This window comes from Rhodococcus sp. F64268 (assembly GCF_023015605.1).
Lineage (GTDB): Bacteria > Actinomycetota > Actinomycetes > Mycobacteriales > Mycobacteriaceae > Rhodococcus.
Genome location: NZ_JALKAI010000007.1, coordinates 171,606 through 190,061, shown reverse-complemented (window position 1 = coordinate 190,061; position 18,456 = coordinate 171,606). Strand labels below are relative to the sequence as shown.

The 18,456-nt window shown below is 64.1% G+C and carries 19 protein-coding genes and 1 rRNA gene; 2 read left to right on the top strand and 18 right to left on the bottom strand.

Annotated features, from left to right (window positions below):
- Positions 1-98: ribosomal RNA gene (locus tag MWU77_RS18190) — 16S ribosomal RNA — on the bottom strand; the annotation flags it as partial.
- 787 nt (positions 99-885) lie between these two features.
- The gene (gene murA / locus MWU77_RS18185; protein WP_169689884.1) at positions 886-2,148 is read right to left on the bottom strand and encodes a UDP-N-acetylglucosamine 1-carboxyvinyltransferase; all 1,263 of its coding nucleotides are present in this window, start codon (positions 2,146-2,148) and stop codon (positions 886-888) included.
- Between the two features lie 57 nt (positions 2,149-2,205).
- On the opposite strand from murA, the gene MWU77_RS18180 reads away from it, so the two are divergent.
- Positions 2,206-2,778: a cob(I)yrinic acid a,c-diamide adenosyltransferase gene (locus MWU77_RS18180; RefSeq protein ID WP_247274413.1), complete on the top strand. Its 573-nt coding sequence runs from the start codon at positions 2,206-2,208 to the stop codon at positions 2,776-2,778.
- 8 nt (positions 2,779-2,786) lie between these two features.
- Here the strand turns inward: MWU77_RS18180 and MWU77_RS18175 are convergent, their stop codons facing one another.
- The 13 genes from MWU77_RS18175 to prmC all read right to left on the bottom strand — a co-directional run bounded on the left by MWU77_RS18175 (position 2,787) and on the right by prmC (position 14,041).
- On the bottom strand, positions 2,787-3,209 hold the full coding sequence (locus MWU77_RS18175) for a DUF2550 domain-containing protein (RefSeq protein WP_247274412.1): 423 nt from the start codon (positions 3,207-3,209) through the stop codon (positions 2,787-2,789).
- Between the two features lie 52 nt (positions 3,210-3,261).
- Positions 3,262-3,627 (bottom strand): F0F1 ATP synthase subunit epsilon, encoded by a 366-nt coding sequence (locus tag MWU77_RS18170; protein ID WP_247274411.1) that lies wholly within the window; start codon positions 3,625-3,627, stop codon positions 3,262-3,264.
- Positions 3,628-3,633: 6 nt separating this feature from the next.
- Complete coding sequence (gene atpD, locus MWU77_RS18165; protein WP_169689880.1) at positions 3,634-5,082, bottom strand: F0F1 ATP synthase subunit beta; 1,449 nt, start codon at positions 5,080-5,082, stop codon at positions 3,634-3,636.
- 6 nt (positions 5,083-5,088) lie between these two features.
- Positions 5,089-6,063: a F0F1 ATP synthase subunit gamma gene (locus MWU77_RS18160; RefSeq protein ID WP_169689879.1), complete on the bottom strand. Its 975-nt coding sequence runs from the start codon at positions 6,061-6,063 to the stop codon at positions 5,089-5,091.
- A 48-nt stretch (positions 6,064-6,111) separates the two neighbouring features.
- Complete coding sequence (gene atpA, locus MWU77_RS18155) at positions 6,112-7,755, bottom strand: F0F1 ATP synthase subunit alpha (protein WP_169689878.1); 1,644 nt, start codon at positions 7,753-7,755, stop codon at positions 6,112-6,114.
- A 60-nt stretch (positions 7,756-7,815) separates the two neighbouring features.
- The gene (locus tag MWU77_RS18150) at positions 7,816-8,631 is read right to left on the bottom strand and encodes a F0F1 ATP synthase subunit delta (protein WP_169689912.1); all 816 of its coding nucleotides are present in this window, start codon (positions 8,629-8,631) and stop codon (positions 7,816-7,818) included.
- A gap of 5 nt (positions 8,632-8,636) precedes the next feature.
- A complete protein-coding gene (locus MWU77_RS18145) occupies positions 8,637-9,200 on the bottom strand; it encodes a F0F1 ATP synthase subunit B (RefSeq protein ID WP_132471123.1) in 564 nt (187 codons plus the stop codon).
- Positions 9,201-9,213: 13 nt separating this feature from the next.
- Complete coding sequence (locus MWU77_RS18140; RefSeq protein WP_247274410.1) at positions 9,214-9,465, bottom strand: ATP synthase F0 subunit C; 252 nt, start codon at positions 9,463-9,465, stop codon at positions 9,214-9,216.
- Positions 9,466-9,555: 90 nt separating this feature from the next.
- Positions 9,556-10,404 carry a F0F1 ATP synthase subunit A gene (gene atpB, locus MWU77_RS18135; protein ID WP_247274409.1) on the bottom strand — a complete coding sequence of 283 codons (849 nt, stop codon included), beginning with the start codon at positions 10,402-10,404 and terminating at the stop codon, positions 9,556-9,558.
- Between the two features lie 274 nt (positions 10,405-10,678).
- The gene (locus tag MWU77_RS18130) at positions 10,679-11,089 is read right to left on the bottom strand and encodes a hypothetical protein (RefSeq protein ID WP_281499460.1); all 411 of its coding nucleotides are present in this window, start codon (positions 11,087-11,089) and stop codon (positions 10,679-10,681) included.
- A 77-nt stretch (positions 11,090-11,166) separates the two neighbouring features.
- Positions 11,167-12,378, bottom strand: coding sequence for an MraY family glycosyltransferase (locus MWU77_RS18125; protein WP_247274407.1), 1,212 nt, complete (start codon positions 12,376-12,378; stop codon positions 11,167-11,169).
- A 19-nt stretch (positions 12,379-12,397) separates the two neighbouring features.
- Positions 12,398-13,060: an L-threonylcarbamoyladenylate synthase gene (locus MWU77_RS18120; RefSeq protein WP_169689872.1), complete on the bottom strand. Its 663-nt coding sequence runs from the start codon at positions 13,058-13,060 to the stop codon at positions 12,398-12,400.
- Between the two features lie 60 nt (positions 13,061-13,120).
- The gene (gene prmC, locus MWU77_RS18115) at positions 13,121-14,041 is read right to left on the bottom strand and encodes a peptide chain release factor N(5)-glutamine methyltransferase (RefSeq protein WP_169689871.1); all 921 of its coding nucleotides are present in this window, start codon (positions 14,039-14,041) and stop codon (positions 13,121-13,123) included.
- Positions 14,042-14,153: 112 nt separating this feature from the next.
- Here prmC and MWU77_RS18110 point away from each other — a divergent pair, with 112 nt between their 5' ends.
- Complete coding sequence (locus MWU77_RS18110; RefSeq protein ID WP_247274406.1) at positions 14,154-14,612, top strand: hypothetical protein; 459 nt, start codon at positions 14,154-14,156, stop codon at positions 14,610-14,612.
- A gap of 36 nt (positions 14,613-14,648) precedes the next feature.
- On the opposite strand, the gene prfA is transcribed toward MWU77_RS18110, so the two are convergent.
- From prfA to rho, 3 genes are all read right to left on the bottom strand, one after another.
- Positions 14,649-15,728 carry a peptide chain release factor 1 gene (prfA, locus tag MWU77_RS18105; protein ID WP_169689869.1) on the bottom strand — a complete coding sequence of 360 codons (1,080 nt, stop codon included), beginning with the start codon at positions 15,726-15,728 and terminating at the stop codon, positions 14,649-14,651.
- 136 nt (positions 15,729-15,864) lie between these two features.
- Positions 15,865-16,098 carry a 50S ribosomal protein L31 gene (gene rpmE / locus MWU77_RS18100; RefSeq protein ID WP_169689868.1) on the bottom strand — a complete coding sequence of 78 codons (234 nt, stop codon included), beginning with the start codon at positions 16,096-16,098 and terminating at the stop codon, positions 15,865-15,867.
- A gap of 119 nt (positions 16,099-16,217) precedes the next feature.
- Positions 16,218-18,236 carry a transcription termination factor Rho gene (rho, locus tag MWU77_RS18095; RefSeq protein ID WP_247274405.1) on the bottom strand — a complete coding sequence of 673 codons (2,019 nt, stop codon included), beginning with the start codon at positions 18,234-18,236 and terminating at the stop codon, positions 16,218-16,220.
- Positions 18,237-18,456: the final 220 nt, after the last annotated feature.

Genomic DNA, 18,456 nt, shown 5'->3' with positions numbered 1-18,456 from the left:
CACTAATCCACCCAGCAAGCTGGGCTTCATCGTTCGACTTGCATGTGTTAAGCACGCCGCCAGCGTTCGTCCTGAGCCAGGATCAAACTCTCCGTTAAAGACTCTTGATTTCACTCCCGAAAGAGTCAATCAGTCAAAGACATCGAGCCAAATCACTAGCAAAAAAACTCAAACTAGCAAAACACTGACCACCACAGACGGAAGAATGTGATAGTCAGCACAATTCGATTACCGAAACAATTTCGGTGATCGCACCAAAAATATTTGGCACTGACATTCATCGGCACACTGTTGAGTTCTCAAAGAACACGCACACACCGTTGATCTCGGACGATTGTCCGCTCTCTCGGGGGTTACTTGCTCGTTCTCGCAACCACTTTCGGAAGTGGTGCGGCCTCCAACCTTACCAGAAGATTGACGGCCGGTGAAACTTTCAGGCGCCTTCGTCCAACCTCGTTGTCCCTGACCTTGCGGTCCGGGTCGGTGTCCGTGTCGCTCTGACCTGGGATAAGTTACGCGACTGTGAACGGACTGCCAAACCCGCTGGTAGAACGGTTTCCATCCGGCATTCACCCAGGTCACGCTCCCGATACCGGCCCGTCCGCGAACAGTTCGGCCTTGGTGACGCGCAGCACAGCACTGCAGGACGTCCCGCCGAAGGATGCCAACGCTCGACGAACAACCCGATATCGCAGGGGATTTCGATGTTCAACGGACGTGGCGCACCTTCAAAGCCGCGGGTTTCATCGCGCATGATGTGGATACCGGCAGCGCCGTATACCTTGGACGCACAGATGTCGGTGGGACCGTTGGGCGATCAGGTGTTCGCCGACCGTCACCTTCCAAGGTCAGAAGGTTTCCCCGTTCGAGGGGACGGAGTGGATGTCAGTCCTCGCTACCGACACGCTCGATGCTTCCTCCGAGCTCGCTCAGGATCTCCACGAACCTCGGATACCCGCGATCTATGTGATAGACGTCGTGGACCTCGGTCACGCCATCGGCGCACAGACCCGCGAGGACGAGTCCCGCTCCGGCACGGATGTCCGATGCCCACACGGGGGCGCTCGACAGTTCTTCGACGCCCCGTACGACAGCGTGGTGTCCGTCGGTACGCGCGTCTGCACCGAGGCGGATCATCTCCTCGACAAATCGGAAGCGCGCTTCGAAGACGTTCTCGGTGATCATCGACGTTCCGTCGGCGACCGCGGCCAGTCCGATCGCCATCGGCTGAAGGTCGGTCGGAAACCCCGGGTACGGCAGCGTCGCGAAGTTGACCGCGCGAGGCCGGTCGTTCTGGACCACGTGGAACCCGTCCATGTGCGGTGTCACCTCCGCACCTGCACCCCGAAGTTTCTCGAGGACCAATGCGAGATGCTTCGGGTTCACTCCGCGCACGACCATGTCGCCCCGGGTCATGACTGCGGCGATTCCCCATGTGGCCGCCACGATACGATCGCCGATGCACCGATGCGTAGCGGGCTGAAGCGAAGGCACACCCACGATATGAAGCGTCGTGCTTCCGGCGCCGGTGATTCGTGCACCCATCTGGACCAGCATCGTGCACAGATCGACAATCTCGGGTTCACGAGCTGCATTGTCGATCGTGGTCTCTCCCTTGGCCAGAACAGCAGCCATGAGGATGTTCTCGGTCGCGCCGACAGACGGGAACGCCAACCGGATCGCAGCGCCGCGCAGATCCTCGGCCTCGGCCACCACACATCCGTGCTCGATCGAGCTTTGTGCACCGAGGAGCCGAAGCCCTGTCTGGTGCATATCGAGTGGACGGGAGCCGATCGCGTCGCCACCGGGCAGTGCCACTACCGCGCGTCTGCACCGCGCGACCAACGGACCGAGTACGCACACGGAGGCGCGGAACTGCCGAACCGCAGCGAAGTCAGCGTGGTATTCGGGTTGCGCAGGCGTCGTGATGCGAACTTCGTCGCCCTCGAGCACCACCTCGCAGCCGAGTCCGCGCAGCACATCGGCCATCAGGGGGACGTCGAGGATGTCCGGGCAATTCGTGATCGTGCTGGTGCCCTCGGCCAGAAGGGCCGCTGCCATCAGTTTGAGCACACTGTTCTTGGCACCGCCGACACGGACGTCACCGACCAGCCGGCTACCGCCGGTCACAAGAAAGCGTTCACTCACAACGACACAGCGTAACCAGGTCTCTCCGACTGCATCGGAGCCGGTACCGTGGCGGCCATGGCTGTCCACCTCACAAGGATCTACACCCGCACCGGCGACGACGGAACTACGGGCCTCAGCGACTTCTCCCGAGTGTCGAAGAACGACGCACGATTGGTCGCGTATGCCGACTGCGACGAGACCAATGCGGCTTTGGGTGTCGCGCTCGCACTCGGCTCCGTTCCGGACCGTGTGGTCCCGGTGATCCAGCAGATCCAGAATGATCTGTTCGACGCAGGCGCCGATCTGTCCACTCCGGTCGTCGAGGACCCGAAGTATCCGCCGCTGCGGATCACACAGGAGTACATCGACCGGCTCGAACGCTGGTGCGACGAATTCAACGAGGAGCTCGAACCGCTGAATTCGTTCATTCTTCCCGGGGGCACTGCAGCTGCAGCGCTACTGCACACGGCACGCACCGTGGCACGCCGCGCGGAACGAGCAGCGTGGGCTGCGGTCGACGCCGCACCGGACACCACGAGTGTTCTCCCCGCGAAGTACCTCAACCGGTTGTCCGACCTTTTGTTCATTCTCAGCCGGATCACCAATCCGGATGGTGACGTGCTCTGGAAGCCCGGCGCGGGAGCCTAGGGGCAGGCTCACCCGAGGCGGCGGCGCTGCGAACGTTCGTCCGGCCTGGACTCGAGCCAGGACAGGAACGCCGTGCGTGCGCCGCTGTCGAGTGCCACCTCGAAACTGCTGTCATTGTCGACGATGTCGAGAATGACGATGTCGTCGGTCATGATGTCGAATTCGCTGCCCTCAGGAGAACGTCGGGACCGCACATCGATGCCCTGGCGACTCATTCGCGAATCCGGGCCCGGCTTGATGCTCGAAAGCTTGTAGAAGACGAGTGTGTTGTCGCCGTAGCGGATGATCCCGTGTCTCCAACCGGAACCACTGCTGCGTGGCATGACACGCACGATCGCGGCGGTACCACCGCGACGCAACTTGATGAAGCGAAAAAGAAGAGCCGCGACGGCAGCCGCGAGCAGCAACACCAGGATGATGAGAACGATCATTCCTACTGACACTGCTCGTCGGCTCCGTCGCGGCTTTCCCTGTTTGTCTTGCTCAGGCTCGCTCGACGGCGCGCAAGCGCCCCTTGGCCACCGCGATCTCGGCGTCGTCCTGGCTCTCTGCCAGAACGGCCTTGGCCGCTTCGACGTCGATGGTCTCCACCAGATCTGCGGATTCCGCCAGCACGGTAACCGTTGTCGCGGTCACCGAAAGGAACCCACCGTGCACCGCGAGGACGATACGCTCGCCGTCCGCGGTCTTGATGGACACGACGCCACCTTCGACGAGCTGGCCGAGGACCGGCTCGTGACCGGCCATCACGCCGATCTCACCTTCGGTGGTCTGGGCGGTGACCAGCGTCGCCGTCCCGGACCACAGGCGCTCCTCGACAGCGACGACGTCCACGGTCATTTCAGCCATCGCGGCCTACTTCCCGGCGATCTTCTTGGCTGCGGCCTCGACGTCGTCGAGTCCACCGCAGCTGTTGAACGCCTGCTCGGGCAGGTGATCGAACTCGCCCTTGCAGACGCGGTCGAACGCCTCGATGGTGTCGGCCAGCGGCACGACCGAACCCGGCTGGCCGGTGAACTTCTCAGCGACGATGAAGTTCTGGCCGAGGAACTTCTGAAGACGACGTGCACGGTTGACCGTGACCTTGTCCTCTTCGGAGAGCTCGTCCATACCGAGGATGGCGATGATGTCCTGCAGTTCCTTGTACTTCTGCAGGATCCGCTTGACCTCGTTGGCCACGCGGAAGTGGTCCGCCCCGACGATGCCGGGCTCGAGGATTCGCGAGGTCGACGTCAGCGGGTCCACAGCGGGGTAGATACCCATCTGCGAAATCGGACGCGAGAGCTCGGTGGTCGCATCGAGGTGCGCGAACGTGGTCGCGGGCGCCGGGTCGGTGTAGTCGTCGGCGGGGACGTAGATCGCCTGCAGCGAGGTGATCGAGCGACCACGGGTCGAGGTGATGCGCTCCTGGAGCTCACCCATCTCGTCAGCCAGCGTCGGCTGGTAACCCACGGCGGAAGGCATACGACCGAGAAGGGTCGACACCTCCGAACCGGCCTGGGTGAAACGGAAGATGTTGTCGATGAACAGCAGGACGTCCTGGCCCTGAACATCGCGGAAGTACTCCGCCATGGTCAGCGCGGACAGGGCGACGCGCATACGCGTTCCCGGCGGCTCGTCCATCTGGCCGAAGACGAGGGCCGTGTCCTGAAGGACGCCCATCTCTTCCATCTCGAGGTGGAGGTCGGTGCCTTCACGGGTGCGCTCGCCGACGCCGGCGAACACCGACGTACCGGAGAACTCACGCGCGATACGGGTGATCATCTCCTGGATCAGAACGGTCTTGCCGACACCGGCACCACCGAACAGACCGATCTTGCCGCCCTTGACGTACGGGGTGAGCAGGTCGATGACCTTGATACCGGTCTCGAGGATCTCGGTCTTGCCCTCGAGCTGATCGAAGGCCGGGGGCTTGCGGTGGATGCCCCACTGCTCGCCATCACGACCGGTGCCCGGCGCGTCGAGGCAGTCGCCCAGCGCGTTGAACACGTGGCCCTTGACGACGTCGCCGACGGGCACGGAGATCGGACGGCCGGAGTCGGTGACGGCTGCGCCGCGCACCAGGCCGTCGGTCGGCTGCATCGAGATCGTGCGGACCAGGTTGTCACCCAGGTGCTGCGCGACCTCGAGGGTCAGGGTCTTCGCCACGGACGGCAGAGTGACCTCTGCGTGCAGGGCGTTGAACAGCTCGGGCACGGCGCCACGCGGGAACTCCACGTCGACGACGGCGCCGATGACGCGGACGACGCGCCCGGCAAGGGCCGACGCCGCACCGGCGTTGTTGTCGGTAACTGCTGCGGTCATTGTGGTTCAGTCACTTCCTGCACTCGAGGCGAGCGCACCGGCACCGCCGACGATCTCGCTGATTTCCTGGGTGATCTGGGCCTGGCGGGCCTGGTTGGCCTGACGGCTGAGGGTGTTCACCAGTTCCGTGGCGTTGTCGGTCGCGGCCTTCATCGCGGTACGACGGGCAGCCGACTCGGAGGCTGCTGCGTCCAGCAGCGACGCGAAGATTCGCGTGCTGATGTACTTCGGCAGAAGCGCGGCAAGGAGCGTGCCGGCTTCGGGCTCGAAGTTGTAGTCGGGCCGAGGTCCGGAGTCACGATGACCGTCGCTGAGCATGTCTTCGCCCAGTTCGATCTCGTCCTCGGTGACGCTCACCTCGAGAGGCGCCATGCGACGCACCTCGGGGGTCTGGGTCAGCATGGACACGAACCGGGTGTAGACGATGTGAAGCTCGTCGACGCCCTCGATGGTGCCGTCTCCATTCGGAGCGGGAACCTCGGAACCGGAACCGGCCATGAACAGCTCGACCAGATGCCGGCTTGCCTTCGCGGCGTCGGTGTACCGGGGCTCCTGCGAGAACCCCGTCCACGCACCGGCAACCGCACGCTCACGGAACGTGTAGAACGCCAGACCTTTACCGCCCAGCACATACAGCACGGGCTCTTTGCCCTCGCTGATCAGCAACTGGCGAAGCTCCTCCGCCTCCTTGAGGACGTTGGAGTTGTAACCACCGGCCATACCGCGGTCACTGGTCACGACCAGCACTGCGGCACGCTTCGGGTTCTCGCGCTCGTTGAGCAGGGGGTGATCCAACGACGCGGACGCGCTCGCCAGTTCCGAGAGGACCTTGGTGATCTCCTCGGCGTACGGCTTGGATGCTGCCACTCGGGCCTGAGCCTTCGTGATGCGCGACGTCGCGATCAGTTCCTGCGCCTTGGTGATCTTCTTGGTCGAGTTGACCGACTTGATCCGCGAGCGGAGCTCACGCAAGTTCGCCATTCGTCGATCACACTCCCTTCACTGGACGCTGGGTCATGGTCTCCACGCTCACTTGCGTACGGAGGTGCGCTTGACGGAGACCTGCTCCTGCTCGACCTCGTCGGCTCCGAGAGCCTCGGCCTCGGGGTCGTTCACGACGCGGCTGCCGTCGGAGGCGATGAAGCCTTCCTTGAACTTCTCGGTTGCTGCCTTGAAGGCGTCGGCGGACTCGTCGGTCAGTGCCTTGCCGCCGGCGATCTGCTCGTAGGCGCCTGCAGCGTTGCGGTGCAGGTCCTCGAGAAGCTCAGCCTCGAAGCGACGGATGTCGGCGACCGGGACGGAGTCGAAGACACCTTCACCGGCGAGGTAGATCGAGACGATCTGGTCCTCGACAGCGATCGGCGAATACTGGTCCTGCTTGAGCAGCTCGACCAGTCGCTGGCCGCGCTCGAGCTGAGCCTTGGAGGCAGCGTCGAGGTCGGATGCGAAGGCAGCGAAGCCTTCGAGCTCACGGAACTGCGCGAGCTCGAGACGGAGCGAGCCGGAGACCTTCTTCATGCCCTTGGTCTGTGCGGCACCACCGACACGGGAGACCGAGATACCGACGTTGATCGCCGGACGGACGCCCTTGTTGAAGAGGTCGGACTCGAGGAAGACCTGGCCGTCGGTGATGGAGATGACGTTGGTCGGGATGTATGCCGAGACGTCGTTCGCCTTGGTCTCGATGATCGGCAGAGCCGTCAGTGAGCCGCCACCGAGTTCGTCGGAAAGCTTGGCGGAGCGCTCGAGCAGACGCGAGTGCAGGTAGAAGACGTCACCGGGGTAAGCCTCACGTCCCGGCGGGCGACGCAGCAGCAGGGAGATGGCACGGTAGGCCTCGGCCTGCTTGGTGAGGTCGTCGAACACCACGAGGACGTGCTTGCCCTGGTACATCCAGTGCTGGCCGAGAGCCGAGCCGGTGTAGGGGGCGAGCCACTTGAAGCCGGCGGAGTCGGAGGCCGGAGCCGCGACGATGGTGGTGTACTCCATCGCGCCGTTCTCCTCGAGGGCCTGCTTGACGCCCGCGATGGTCGAACCCTTCTGACCGATTGCGACGTAGATGCAGCGGACCTGCTGCTTCGGGTCGCCCGTCTCCCAGTTCGCCTTCTGGTTCAGGATCGCGTCGATGCAGACGGCGGTCTTGCCCGTCTTGCGGTCGCCGATGACGAGCTGACGCTGGCCACGGCCGATCGGGGTCATCGCGTCGATGGCCTTGATGCCTGTCTGGAGCGGCTCCTCGACGGGCTGACGCTCCAGAACGGTCGCTGCCTGCAGCTCGAGGGCGCGGGTCTCGTCGGCTTCGATGTCGCCGAGGCCGTCGATCGGCTGACCGAGCGGGTTCACGACACGTCCGAGGAAGTTGTCGCTCACCGGCACCGACAGAACGTCGCCGGTCCGCTTGACTTCCTGGCCTTCCGCGATGCCCTGGAAGTCACCAAGGATCACGGCACCGATTTCGGTTGCCTCGAGGTTGAGGGCCACGCCCAGCACGCCACCGGGGAACTCCAGCAGCTCGTTGGCCATCGCCGACGGCAGACCGCTGATGTGCGCGATGCCGTCACTGGTGTCGACGACGACGCCGACCTCCTCGCGGGAGGCCTCCGGGGAGTAGCTCGCGGTGTAATTGTCAATCGCGCTACGGATCTCGTCGGAGGAGATCGTCAGCTCCGCCATGTTCTTCCTGCTCTCGGTATCTGGTCTTCGAAAAGATCTAGGTGTGTGTTCGGAAGTGGACTACGTGAGGCTCTTGCGCACTGCCGCGAGTCGCCCCGCCGCCGTACCGTCGATGACCTCGTCGCCCACCCGGACGACCAATCCACTGAGAAGCTCGGGATCGACCTCGACGTGCACCGTCACAGGCTTCCCGTAGACGCGGGTCAGCGTCGCAGCAAGCCGGTCCGACTGCTCTCCGGTGAGAGCGGCCGCGCTGCGCACATGGGCCACGGCCCGGTCGCGCTGCGTCGCGGCAAGTGCCGACAACTCGTCGAACGTGTCGGCCGGGGACGCCTTCAGGCGGCCGACCGCATGGACAGCGAGAGTCGAGGTGATCGCCGTCGACTTGCCGTAGAGCAGACGCGACAGGAGCTCGCGCTTGGCCTCCACCGACGTGTTCCGATCGGAGAGAGCCTGCTCGAGTTCGCCGTTGCCTGCAACGATGCGGCCGAGCCGGAAGAGCTCGTCCTCGACGGTGTCGAGCTGGTCCTGGTTTGCTGCTGCCTGGAGCAGGGCCTCACGACCGAGCTGCACGAGCGAGTTGGTCAGGTCGGATTGCGCCGACCAGTCCTTGCCCACCGCGGCTTTCACGGTCGCGAGAGCTGCGGCCGAAACCTTGCTCCCGAAGACCTGCTCGGCCAACGTCTCGCGGACGGCAGCGGGGGCCGAGGCGTCGGCCAGCGCACCGCGAAGGGTTCGCTGGCTGTCGAGCGCCTCGACCACCGAGAGCAGTTCCGAGCCGGCCTGAGCCGCAGCGGCAGTCTCGGCACCCGAGCCCAAGGCGGACTGCAGTGCGGACCGCGTATGAGCGAGTGCCTCACGGCTTGCTGCGTACATTGTGCTCACTTTCCGGATGCAGAGTCAGCGCTGAGGGAGTCGAGTTCGTTGAGGAACCGATCGATCGAGCCGGCACGCTTGACATCGTCGGCGAGAGACTCGCCGATGATCTTCTCGGCGAGATCGACCGAGCTGCGACCGAGGTCGCTCCGGAGTTCGGCCACGATCTGCTGGCGCTGGGCCTGCAGTTGATTGTGACCGGCAGCGACGATGCGGTCGCTCTCCTCCTGTGCCTGAACCTTCATATCGGCGATGATCTGCTGGCCCTGGGTGCGGGCCTCCTCGCGGATCTGTGCAGCCTCGGTGCGAGCTTCAGCGAGCTGAGCGCGGTACTGCTCGAGCGCCTCTTTCGCCTCTGCTTGGGCTTCTTCCGCCTTCTTGATGCCGCCTTCGATCAGCTCCGAACGCTCGTCGAGCACCTTCTGGAACATCGGAAGTACGTACTTCCAGAAGACGAAACCGACGATGATCAGGGCGACCAGCGACCAGACGATGTCGTACGTCGCGGGCAGGAGGGGATTGGGAATCTCCCCTTCCTCTGCCGCGAGAATCAGGATGCTGTCAGCCATGGTGGTCGTCGAATCAGAAGATGAAGCCGGCAACGATGCCGATCAGGGCCAGGGCCTCGGTGAATGCGATACCGAGGAACATCGTGGTGCGCAGCTGTCCGGCCATCTCGGGCTGACGCGCCATGCCCTCGATCGCCTTGCCGACGACGATGCCGATGCCGATGCCGGGGCCGATGGCGGCGAGGCCGTAGCCGACCGCACCGAGGCCCTTGAAGGTGGTCTCCTGCTGGGCGAGGACGTCTGCTGCCTGAAGCGCAACGCTCATTGGTGTTCCATTCCCTTTCTTGTGGCTCGGCCCCGGGGGTCGGCAACCGAGTCAGTCTGTGTGTTTCTGTCGGTCGTGCTGGTCGGCGAGCTAATGCTCTTCCGCGTGCAGGGCCAGATCGATGTACACCGCGGTGAGCAGCGCGAAGATGTAGGCCTGCAGAACGATCACGAGGAGCTCGAAGAAGGTGAACGCGATTCCGCCGATGAGCGAACCGATACCGAACACCTTCATGATTCCGTCGGAATCGAAGAAGAAGAACTGCGTGGCACTGAAGAACAGCACCAGCATGATGTGGCCGGCCAGCATGTTGGCCATGAGACGGATGGTCAGCGTGAACGGGCGCAGGAGGAAGGTCGAGACGAACTCGATCGGAATCACCAGCACGTGCAACGCAGGCGGAAGATTCGGGATGACGATGCTGCTCTTCACGTAACGGAAGAAGCCGTACTTCTTGATGCCCACGTAGTTGAAGACGATGTAGGCGAGCGCGGCGAGCACGATCGGCATACCGATTCGGGCGTTCGACGAGATGTTGAGGAAGGGGATGATCGATGTCAGGTTCAACCCGACCACCAAGAAGAAGATGGTGACGATCACCGGGAGGAATCGACGTCCCTGTTCCTTACCGAGGATGTCCTCGGCGATATGGATTCGGACGAAGTCGAGCATGATCTCGGCGACGTTCTGAACGCCGCGGGGCACGATCTTCGGGCTGCGCATCGCCAGAACGAAGAACAGCGCAACGATCACTGCCATGGCGACGCGGATGATCATCAGCCTGTCCATCTCGAAGGGGGTACCTTCGAACAGGACTGCCGGTGGGAAAAAATCAGCTAGTGACGGCGCGTGGAATTCTCCGGCTGCCAAGGTGGTGACGCTCAGCGCTCTCTCCCGTAGTCGGCCGCAGGCATTGCCGTCTGCGGTTCGATCGGACATTGACGATCCAACAAGTCGACCAGGTCGGCTCGCGTGTGCGCCAGTGCTCCGAACCGCTGTGCTCGGTTCTGCTTCTGCCGTTGTCGGCGACTCTCGTCGACTCGGCGGCCATTTGAACACGACCGCCTACCAAGTGACAACTGCTCGCGCTCACCCAGTAGGTGCACACAGTGCCACTCGCGTAATACTCACACTATCAACTGTTCTACGACAGTGCGTAGGTGGGGCACTACCAGGGAAGTAATTGCCACACGTAACTACTACGTCGAGTAGTTTACTGGGTGTCGTCGTCCGCCGAGGACGATCGCGGCTCGACGTACGGTGCTCGCTGCGACAGCACACCGTAGGTCTCGGACCCGAGCACGATTATCAATGCGAACACAATGGTCAGGACCAGTGCGCCCTTGCTGTAGAAATCGAGCGGCTTCAGCAGAACCATCACGACGATTGCAAGAATGAGCTTGAGGAGCCACGTCCCGAGCAGGACCGCGCCCGCGGTGACCGCAGGCATTCTGGCCGTCAAAAGCACTCCCAGCGCGGTGAACAGGATGAACCCGCCGCCGACAGCCGCGCCGATCAAAGCTCCCCACACCCCGGGGAGACCGGCGACGAAGTACCCGATCACCGACGCGATCACGGTGAGCGCGAGCAGACCCAGCACGCCGTAGCGGACTGCCGCGCGCATCGGAGCCGACGAGTCGGGCAGTGCGGGCAGGATCGGATCGGAACCGTGCTGATCAGGAGAACTCACGATCACCGAGCCTAACGGACGCGTTTACGTCGTCCGGTCCGGCCGCCACCACGGCTGTCGCCGTCATGATGACGCAGCGAGGGCACCGCAGTGACGACCAGGGCGAACACCAGTCCACCAGCCGTGAGGAGTACGACAGCCGTCCTGTCGAGCAGAGAAGCCCCCACCGCGCCGAACGCAAGGACTCCGACCCACAAGTACAGCAGCAGCACAACCCTGCGGTGCGAGTGACCGATCTGCAGCAGACGGTGATGGAGATGCATCTTGTCCGGGCTGAACGGGCTCACACCCGCCCGAGTGCGACGGACGATGGCGAGCAGCAGGTCGAGGATCGGAATGAACGTCACCGCGCCGACCAGGATCAGCGGCGACAGCAGGCCGAGCAGGTCTCGGGAACCATAGGCACTCAGCGGGATCCGGCCGGAAGCGCTGGTCGAGACTGCCGCGAGCATCAGACCGATCAGCATCGATCCCGAGTCGCCCATGAAGATCCGCGCGGGCTGGAAATTGTGAGGAAGGAAGCCGAGGCATGCTCCTGCGAGTGCGGCGGCGATCAGCGCCGGTGGATACGCGGAGACGTCGCCGCCCTGATCGAGCAACAAGCCCACCGAGAAGATGCAGATCGCCACTGCGGCGATCAGACCCAGCCCCGCCGCGAGACCGTCGAGCCCGTCGACGAAGTTCATCGCATTGATCATCACCGCGGCCACTGCAACCGTGATGAGACCACCCTGTAATTGGTCGAGCACGAGGGTGGAGCCGTCGAACGGGTTGTAGATGACGATCCAGCTCACACCCATCACCACGAGCACCCCGGCAGCGGTGACCTGCCCGACGAACTTGGTGAGCGCGTCGAGGCCCCATCGATCGTCGATGATGCCGACCAGCACGATGATCGTCGCAGCCACCAGAGTCGCGCCCATGTCGGGGGTGAATTCGAATCCCCTTGTCAGAGCAGGGAGTTGCTGCGCAAACAAGACTCCGACGACAAGGCCGAGGTAGATACCCACGCCGCCCATCCGGGGGGTGGGCGTCACGTGCACGTCGCGGTCGCGGGGCTTCGCCACCGCCCCGAACTTCGTCGCGAGGATGCGGATGAGACCGGTGGAAAGGAACGTCACCACCGCCGCGGTGAGGAGAACGAGTAGCAGCTCTCGGATCGGCACCCCGGCGCCCTGCCCCGACTGGGCGAGCACCACGGCCGCTGAGTCGACTGAAGTCACGAACTCCTGTCCTCCACCGTCACTCCCCGCCGGAGCGCAGACGCTCGGGGTCGTCGCCCAGCACCTCCGCGATGGCTTCGGCGGATACGGCACCTTCACGGATGATGCGCGGCCGGTTACCGGTCAGGTCGACGATGGTCGAGGCGACGCCGTGCTCGGTCGGTCCCCCGTCCAGATACACGGATGCGGACTCCCCGAGCTGCGCGCGCGCCTCGACGACCGTCGTCGCAGGCGGTTGACCGGAGACGTTCGCACTCGAAACCGCGAGGGGACCCACCTCACGAAGGAGTTCGAGAATCACGGGATGCAGCGGCATTCGAAGCATGACGGTTCCGCGGGTGTCACCGAGATCCCAGGCGAGTGACGGAGCAGCGTGCACCACGAGGCTCAAACCACCTGGCCAGAACGACCGTATGAGCTCGCGAGCTTCCGGACGCACAGAGGTGACCAACCCATCGATCGTCGTCCACGATCCCACCAGAACCGGGACCGGCATATCGCGGCCTCGCCCCTTCGCGCGCAGAAGTGCTGCCACTGCGGAACCGTCGAAAGCGTCTGCCGCGAGACCGTACAGCGTGTCGGTCGGGACGACCACGAGACGACCCGCTTTGAGCGACCCTCGGGCGGCGTTGATGCCCACCGAACGCGAATCCGGCTGATTGCAGTCGTACACAGTGCTCACGCTGTCATCCTTTCACTCGCGTCGGTACACCCGAAGATCGACCCTGCTCGCCGAGAGTGTTCAGGACGCGACCTCCGGCACCGACTGCGCACGACTCGCCTCCCGTTCCGTCGGGACCCTCCGCGCAACGACGAAGCGCGGCTTACCCGCCAGGTCCGGATGCTCGACCACGTCACCGAACACGCGGCGCTGAGAGAACAGCGCCGCGACCTGCCCGCCGTTGGTGTCGTCGTGTTCGACCGCCACTGCTCCCCCGATCCGCAGCCAGCGAGCGACATTGGAGATCATCGGCTTGATCACGGAAAGTCCGTCCGGCCCGCCGAAGAGAGCGGAGTGCGGGTCGTGATCGATCACCTCCGGATCGAGTTCCGCGCCTTCCGGAATATACGGCGGGTTGGACACGACAACGTCGACAGCACCTTCGAGCGACGCAAGCAGCCCGCGGTCGGTCACGTCACCCTGATGCAGGACGATCGGTGTGTCGCCTTCCCGTGCCCTGGTCTCGGCATTGCGGCGGGCCCACGAAAGAGCTTTCGGTTCGAGTTCGACGGCGTGCACCACCGCATCGGGGCGAGCGTTCGCGATCGACAGGGCGAGGGCGCCTGATCCCGTGCACAGATCGAGCACCACAGGGTTACGCCGGTCGTACTGTTCGAGAAAGGCCAGCGCCCAACCCAGTAGCAATTCGGTCTCCGGCCGAGGGACGAACACACCGGGACCGACGGCGAGATCGATTGCTCCCATCGGCGACGTTCCGGTGATGTATTGGAGGGGAATCCGCTTTGCCCGTTGCGCGATCATTGCCCGGTACGCATCGACCATTGCGGGATCGACGAGAGGCACCAGACCGAGGCGGGTGCGTTCGATTCCGAGGAGGTGAGCAGCAAGCAACTCGGCGTCCACACGGGGACTCGGGACGCCCGCTTCTTCGAGCACCGATACGGCTTCGATGATGGCCAGGCGCAGGGGTTGACGACTCACGAGTACAGGGTCCCATGCGATCACGAACAGAACACGGATAGGTCTACTTCGCCACATCCGACACCACATCGTCGATAACGTCCCGGAAGTTGGGGAAACCGAAAGGAGTGTCATGAACAAGAACACATCACGCGTTGTCCGCGCCGCGGCAGTGGTCGCGGTGGGCGGTGCGGCAGCATTCGCAGGGACCGGCACCGCAGCGGCTGCTCCCATCGACTTCCAGCCGATTCCGGTGCTGTGCCCCGCCGGAATCGCGGAGACCCAGTCGTTGACACACACCGAGAACGACGCCGTCGAAGGTGACGAAGTCCTCTATGTCGTCAACCAGAAGAGTGTCGGCGGCGGGACGGTGTCCTGGATCAACATCAACACCGGTGCAACCGGAAATACGACTCTGGAATCGACCGAGGGCCTGTGGGGAGCTCCAGCCGCGCTGACCGAACCCGAGGCGGGAACGGTTCTGGCTGCGATCTGGGGTATGCACGAGAACGAAGCAGGTGAGCGGTGCTTCCTGCTCCCCGGCGTCGACATCGCTCAGGTGCCGGGCGAGTCGGACGAGGAAGAAGGATAAGAGCCGTCCACTCGACGAGAGGTCCGGTTCCGACGATCATTCCGCCGCGAGCCGGGCCTCTCTGTCTGCAGTACCCAGCGCGTCGAGCAGCGCGTCCATCTCACCGTCGAGTACGGCGTCGAGGTTGTGGGCCTTGAATCCGATCCGGTGGTCCGTGATCCGATTCTCCGGGAAATTGTAGGTGCGAATCCGCTCGGAACGGTCGACGGTGCGTACCTGGCTGGCCCGACCGGCCGACGCCTCGGCGTCCGCAGCTTCCTCCGCCGCTGCCTGCAGCCGTGCCGCAAGCACCTGCATGGCGCGGGCCTTGTTCTGCAACTGCGAACGTTCGTTCTGGCAGGTGACGACGATGCCGGTCGGCAGGTGGGTGATGCGGACCGCGGAGTCCGTCGTGTTGACTCCCTGCCCGCCCTTGCCGGACGAGCGGTAGACGTCGATCCGCAGGTCGGTCTCGTCGATCTGGACTTCTTCGACCTCGTCGGGCTCCGGGTAGATGAACACACCCGCCGCGGAGGTGTGCACACGCCCCTGCGATTCCGTCACCGGAACACGCTGGACGCGGTGGACGCCCCCTTCGAACTTGAGCCTGGACCACACCCCGTCACGCACGTCGGTCTTGGATTTGATCGACAAGGTCACGTCCTTGAAACCCCCGAGATCGGAGTACGTGGCCCCGAGGACTTCGACGCGCCACCCGGCGTGCTCGGCAAAACGCGTGTACATGCGGGCGAGATCTCCTGCGAACAATGCGGATTCTTCGCCGCCCTCACCGGACTTGACCTCGAGCACCACGTCGTCGGCGTCGTGGGGATCACGGGGAGCGAGCAGGTCGGTAAGCGTCTTGTCGAGCTCGGCGACGCGTTCTTCGAGGTCGGGAACTTCGGCGGCGAACGACGAATCGTCGGCTGCGAGTTCGCGGGCGGCCTCGAGGTCGTCACGCGCAGCTGCGAGCTTCGTGTAGGTCGACATGATCGGCGCGAGCTCTGCGAACCGTTTGCCCACTTTGCGAGCGGCCGACGGATCGTTGTGCAATGACGGGTCGGACAGTTGCTGTTCCAGGCCGGCGTGTTCGGCCAGGATGTCGTCGATGGCCGATGGCTTGGTCTGCCCCGCCATGGGTTCGCTCCGCTCTTGTCGTGAAAGTGCTGTGTTCTGCAGGAATCGGGGTCTCTGCAGGATCCGTTCCTCGGACGGGAACAAAAATGCCGACGCCCGGTCTGTACGAGGACAGAACCGGGCGTCGGCATTGCAGCTAGCTGTCGGCCGCAGCCTTCTTCGCAGTGCGCTTGCCGTAGCGAGCCTCGAAGCGTGCGACGCGTCCGCCGGTGTCGAGGATCTTCTGCTTGCCCGTGTAGAACGGGTGGCAGTTGGAGCACACCTCGACGTTGACACGGCCGGACTCGGACGTGCTGCGGGTCTCGAACGTGTTTCCGCAACCGCACACGACGGTCGTCGCGACGTAGTTGGGGTGGATTCCTGCCTTCATGGTGTCCCTTTCGTGGTCGCCGGGTCGCCTTCGCCATTCGAAGCCGTGAACCGGAACCGGACTCAACTGCTCGATTATGCCAAACGTATGGGCCCGGAAAAAATTCCCGGGCCCCGACGTCAGTCTTCCAGCGCCCCCGGCGCGGTCTTCGCGACCTGCATGAGGAACTCGATATTCGTCTTGGATTTCTTGAGCCGGTCGATCAGCAGATCGATCGCCTGGTGTGAGTCCAGACCCGACAGCACGCGACGCAGCTTGTGCACGACCGCGAACTCGTCGGGACTCATGAGGAGCTCGTCCTTACGTGTACCCGAGGGATTGACGTCCACAGCGGGGAACACGCGACGTTCGGCGATCTTGCGATCGAGCTTGAGCTCGGCATTGCCGGTGCCCTTGAACTCCTCAAAGATCACGGTGTCGCCGGTCGAGCCGGTCTCGACCATCGCGGTCGCGATGATCGTGAGCGACCCACCGTTCTCGATGTTGCGCGCAGCACCGAGGAAACGCTTCGGCGGATACAGCGCAGTCGAGTCGACACCACCGGAGAGAATGCGTCCCGAGGCGGGCGACGAGTTGTTGTATGCGCGGCCGAGGCGAGTGATGGAGTCGAGCAGGACCACCACATCGCGACCCATTTCGACGAGACGCTTGGCACGCTCGATCGCGAGTTCGGCAACCGAGGTGTGATCTGACGGCGGCCGGTCGAAGGTCGAGGCGATGACCTCGCCCTTCACCGAGCGCTGCATGTCGGTGACCTCTTCGGGACGCTCGTCGACCAGAACCACCATCAGGTAGCACTCCGGGTTGTTGACGGCGATCGCATTGGCGATGTCCTGCAACACGGTGGTCTTACCGGCCTTCGGCGGCGAGACGATCAGCGCGCGCTGCCCCTTACCGATCGGCATGACCAGGTCGATCACACGCGTGGTGAGGATGTTCTGCTGCGTCTCGAGACGCAGGCGCTGGTTCGGGTACAGCGGGGTCAGCTTGTTGAACTCGGGGCGACGTTTGGCTGCGTCGACCTCACCACCGTTGACGGTGTCGAGCCGCACCAGCGGATTGAACTTCTGACGCTGATTGGCCTGTTCACCCTCACGCGGCACCCGCACCGCGCCGGTGATGGCGTCGCCACGGCGCAGACCGTTCTTGCGCACCATATTCATCGACACGTACACGTCGCTCGGGCCCGCGAGGTAGCCGGAGGTCCGTACGAAGGCGTAGTTGTCGAGCACATCGAGGATGCCCGCGACCGGCTGGAGGACGTCGTCTTCCCGGATCTCGGGTTCGCGCGAATCTCCGCCCCCGGATTCTCCGCGGTCGCGTCCGCGACGACGCTCGCGGAAGCGACGACCCCGGCGGCCGCGGCCGCCCTCTTCGTCGTCGTCTCCGCGGTTGTCGCGGTTGTCCTGACGCGGGCCCTGGTTCCGGTCGCCGCCCTGGTTGCGATCGTCGCGGTTGCGATCACCCTGGTTGCGATCACCCTGGTTGCGATCACCTCGCTGGCGTCCGCCATCGGATTCGCCGCGGTCCTGAGCCTTCCCTCGGTCTGCCGACCGATCACGGGACTCGCCACCACGCTCGGGGTCGGAGGTCTGCGACTCGCCGGAGACCTGCGACTCACCGCTCTGATTCTGATCCTGCTGGTCCGCACCGCGACGACCGCGACGCTGACGGCCGCGGCGCGGCGCCTCGTCGTCCGAGTCGGATGTCGGCGCATCGACGGCAGGCTTCTCGGCGGCTGCAGGCTTCTCGGCAGGGGTACCCGACTGGGCGAGCTCGGCCTGGGGCGCCTCGGCGGCGCGGGTGCGACGAGTACGCGCGGGGCGACTCGGTGCTTCCTCTGCGGCTTCGGCAGGAGCCTGGGCCGGCTCGGCCTGCGCCTTGGCAGCAGGCGCACTCTTCGTGCCGCTTCCTTGCTTTTCCTTGATCGCAGCGATGAGGTCGCCCTTGCGCATTCCCGATGTGCCCTTGATACCGAGTTCGGTAGCGAGAGCCCTCAACTCGACGAGCACCATGCCCGCAAGCCCGGTGCCACGGCGGGCTCCGCGCGCGGACTGTGCAGAATCGCCGGATCGGGTTCCTGCGGAAGCCTCGGCAGTGTCGGAAGCTGGTGTAGCGATCAGGTCCGTATCTGTCACGGAGATCCTTTCCTTCCCTCGCCCACTCATTCAGAGTCGAGGGTTCGTTCCGCAGATCAGCTACATGAACTGAGCTGGGATTTGCCGTACGAGTTCACGGAAGTCGAACGGTCGGCACGTCCGCCACCACACCGATGTCGGTTGGGTACGGCCGTGTCCCGTTCCCAAGATCGAGAGCAGGTGAGGATCGAACCAGGATCGGACGCCCCGATGGAGCTGG

Coding starts and splice junctions, on each gene's coding strand:
- MWU77_RS18180 (WP_247274413.1), top strand. CDS start 2,206: ATGGCTGTCCACCTCACAAGGATCTACACCCGCACCGGCGACGACGGA.
- MWU77_RS18175 (WP_247274412.1), bottom strand. CDS start 3,209: ATGATCGTTCTCATCATCCTGGTGTTGCTGCTCGCGGCTGCCGTCGCG.
- MWU77_RS18170 (WP_247274411.1), bottom strand. CDS start 3,627: ATGGCTGAAATGACCGTGGACGTCGTCGCTGTCGAGGAGCGCCTGTGG.
- atpD (WP_169689880.1), bottom strand. CDS start 5,082: ATGACCGCAGCAGTTACCGACAACAACGCCGGTGCGGCGTCGGCCCTT.
- MWU77_RS18160 (WP_169689879.1), bottom strand. CDS start 6,063: ATGGCGAACTTGCGTGAGCTCCGCTCGCGGATCAAGTCGGTCAACTCG.
- atpA (WP_169689878.1), bottom strand. CDS start 7,755: ATGGCGGAGCTGACGATCTCCTCCGACGAGATCCGTAGCGCGATTGAC.
- MWU77_RS18150 (WP_169689912.1), bottom strand. CDS start 8,631: ATGTACGCAGCAAGCCGTGAGGCACTCGCTCATACGCGGTCCGCACTG.
- MWU77_RS18145 (WP_132471123.1), bottom strand. CDS start 9,200: ATGGCTGACAGCATCCTGATTCTCGCGGCAGAGGAAGGGGAGATTCCC.
- MWU77_RS18140 (WP_247274410.1), bottom strand. CDS start 9,465: ATGAGCGTTGCGCTTCAGGCAGCAGACGTCCTCGCCCAGCAGGAGACC.
- atpB (WP_247274409.1), bottom strand. CDS start 10,404: ATGTCCGATCGAACCGCAGACGGCAATGCCTGCGGCCGACTACGGGAG.
- MWU77_RS18130 (WP_281499460.1), bottom strand. CDS start 11,089: ATGCGCGCGGCAGTCCGCTACGGCGTGCTGGGTCTGCTCGCGCTCACC.
- MWU77_RS18110 (WP_247274406.1), top strand. CDS start 14,154: ATGAACAAGAACACATCACGCGTTGTCCGCGCCGCGGCAGTGGTCGCG.
- prfA (WP_169689869.1), bottom strand. CDS start 15,728: ATGGCGGGGCAGACCAAGCCATCGGCCATCGACGACATCCTGGCCGAA.
- rpmE (WP_169689868.1), bottom strand. CDS start 16,098: ATGAAGGCAGGAATCCACCCCAACTACGTCGCGACGACCGTCGTGTGC.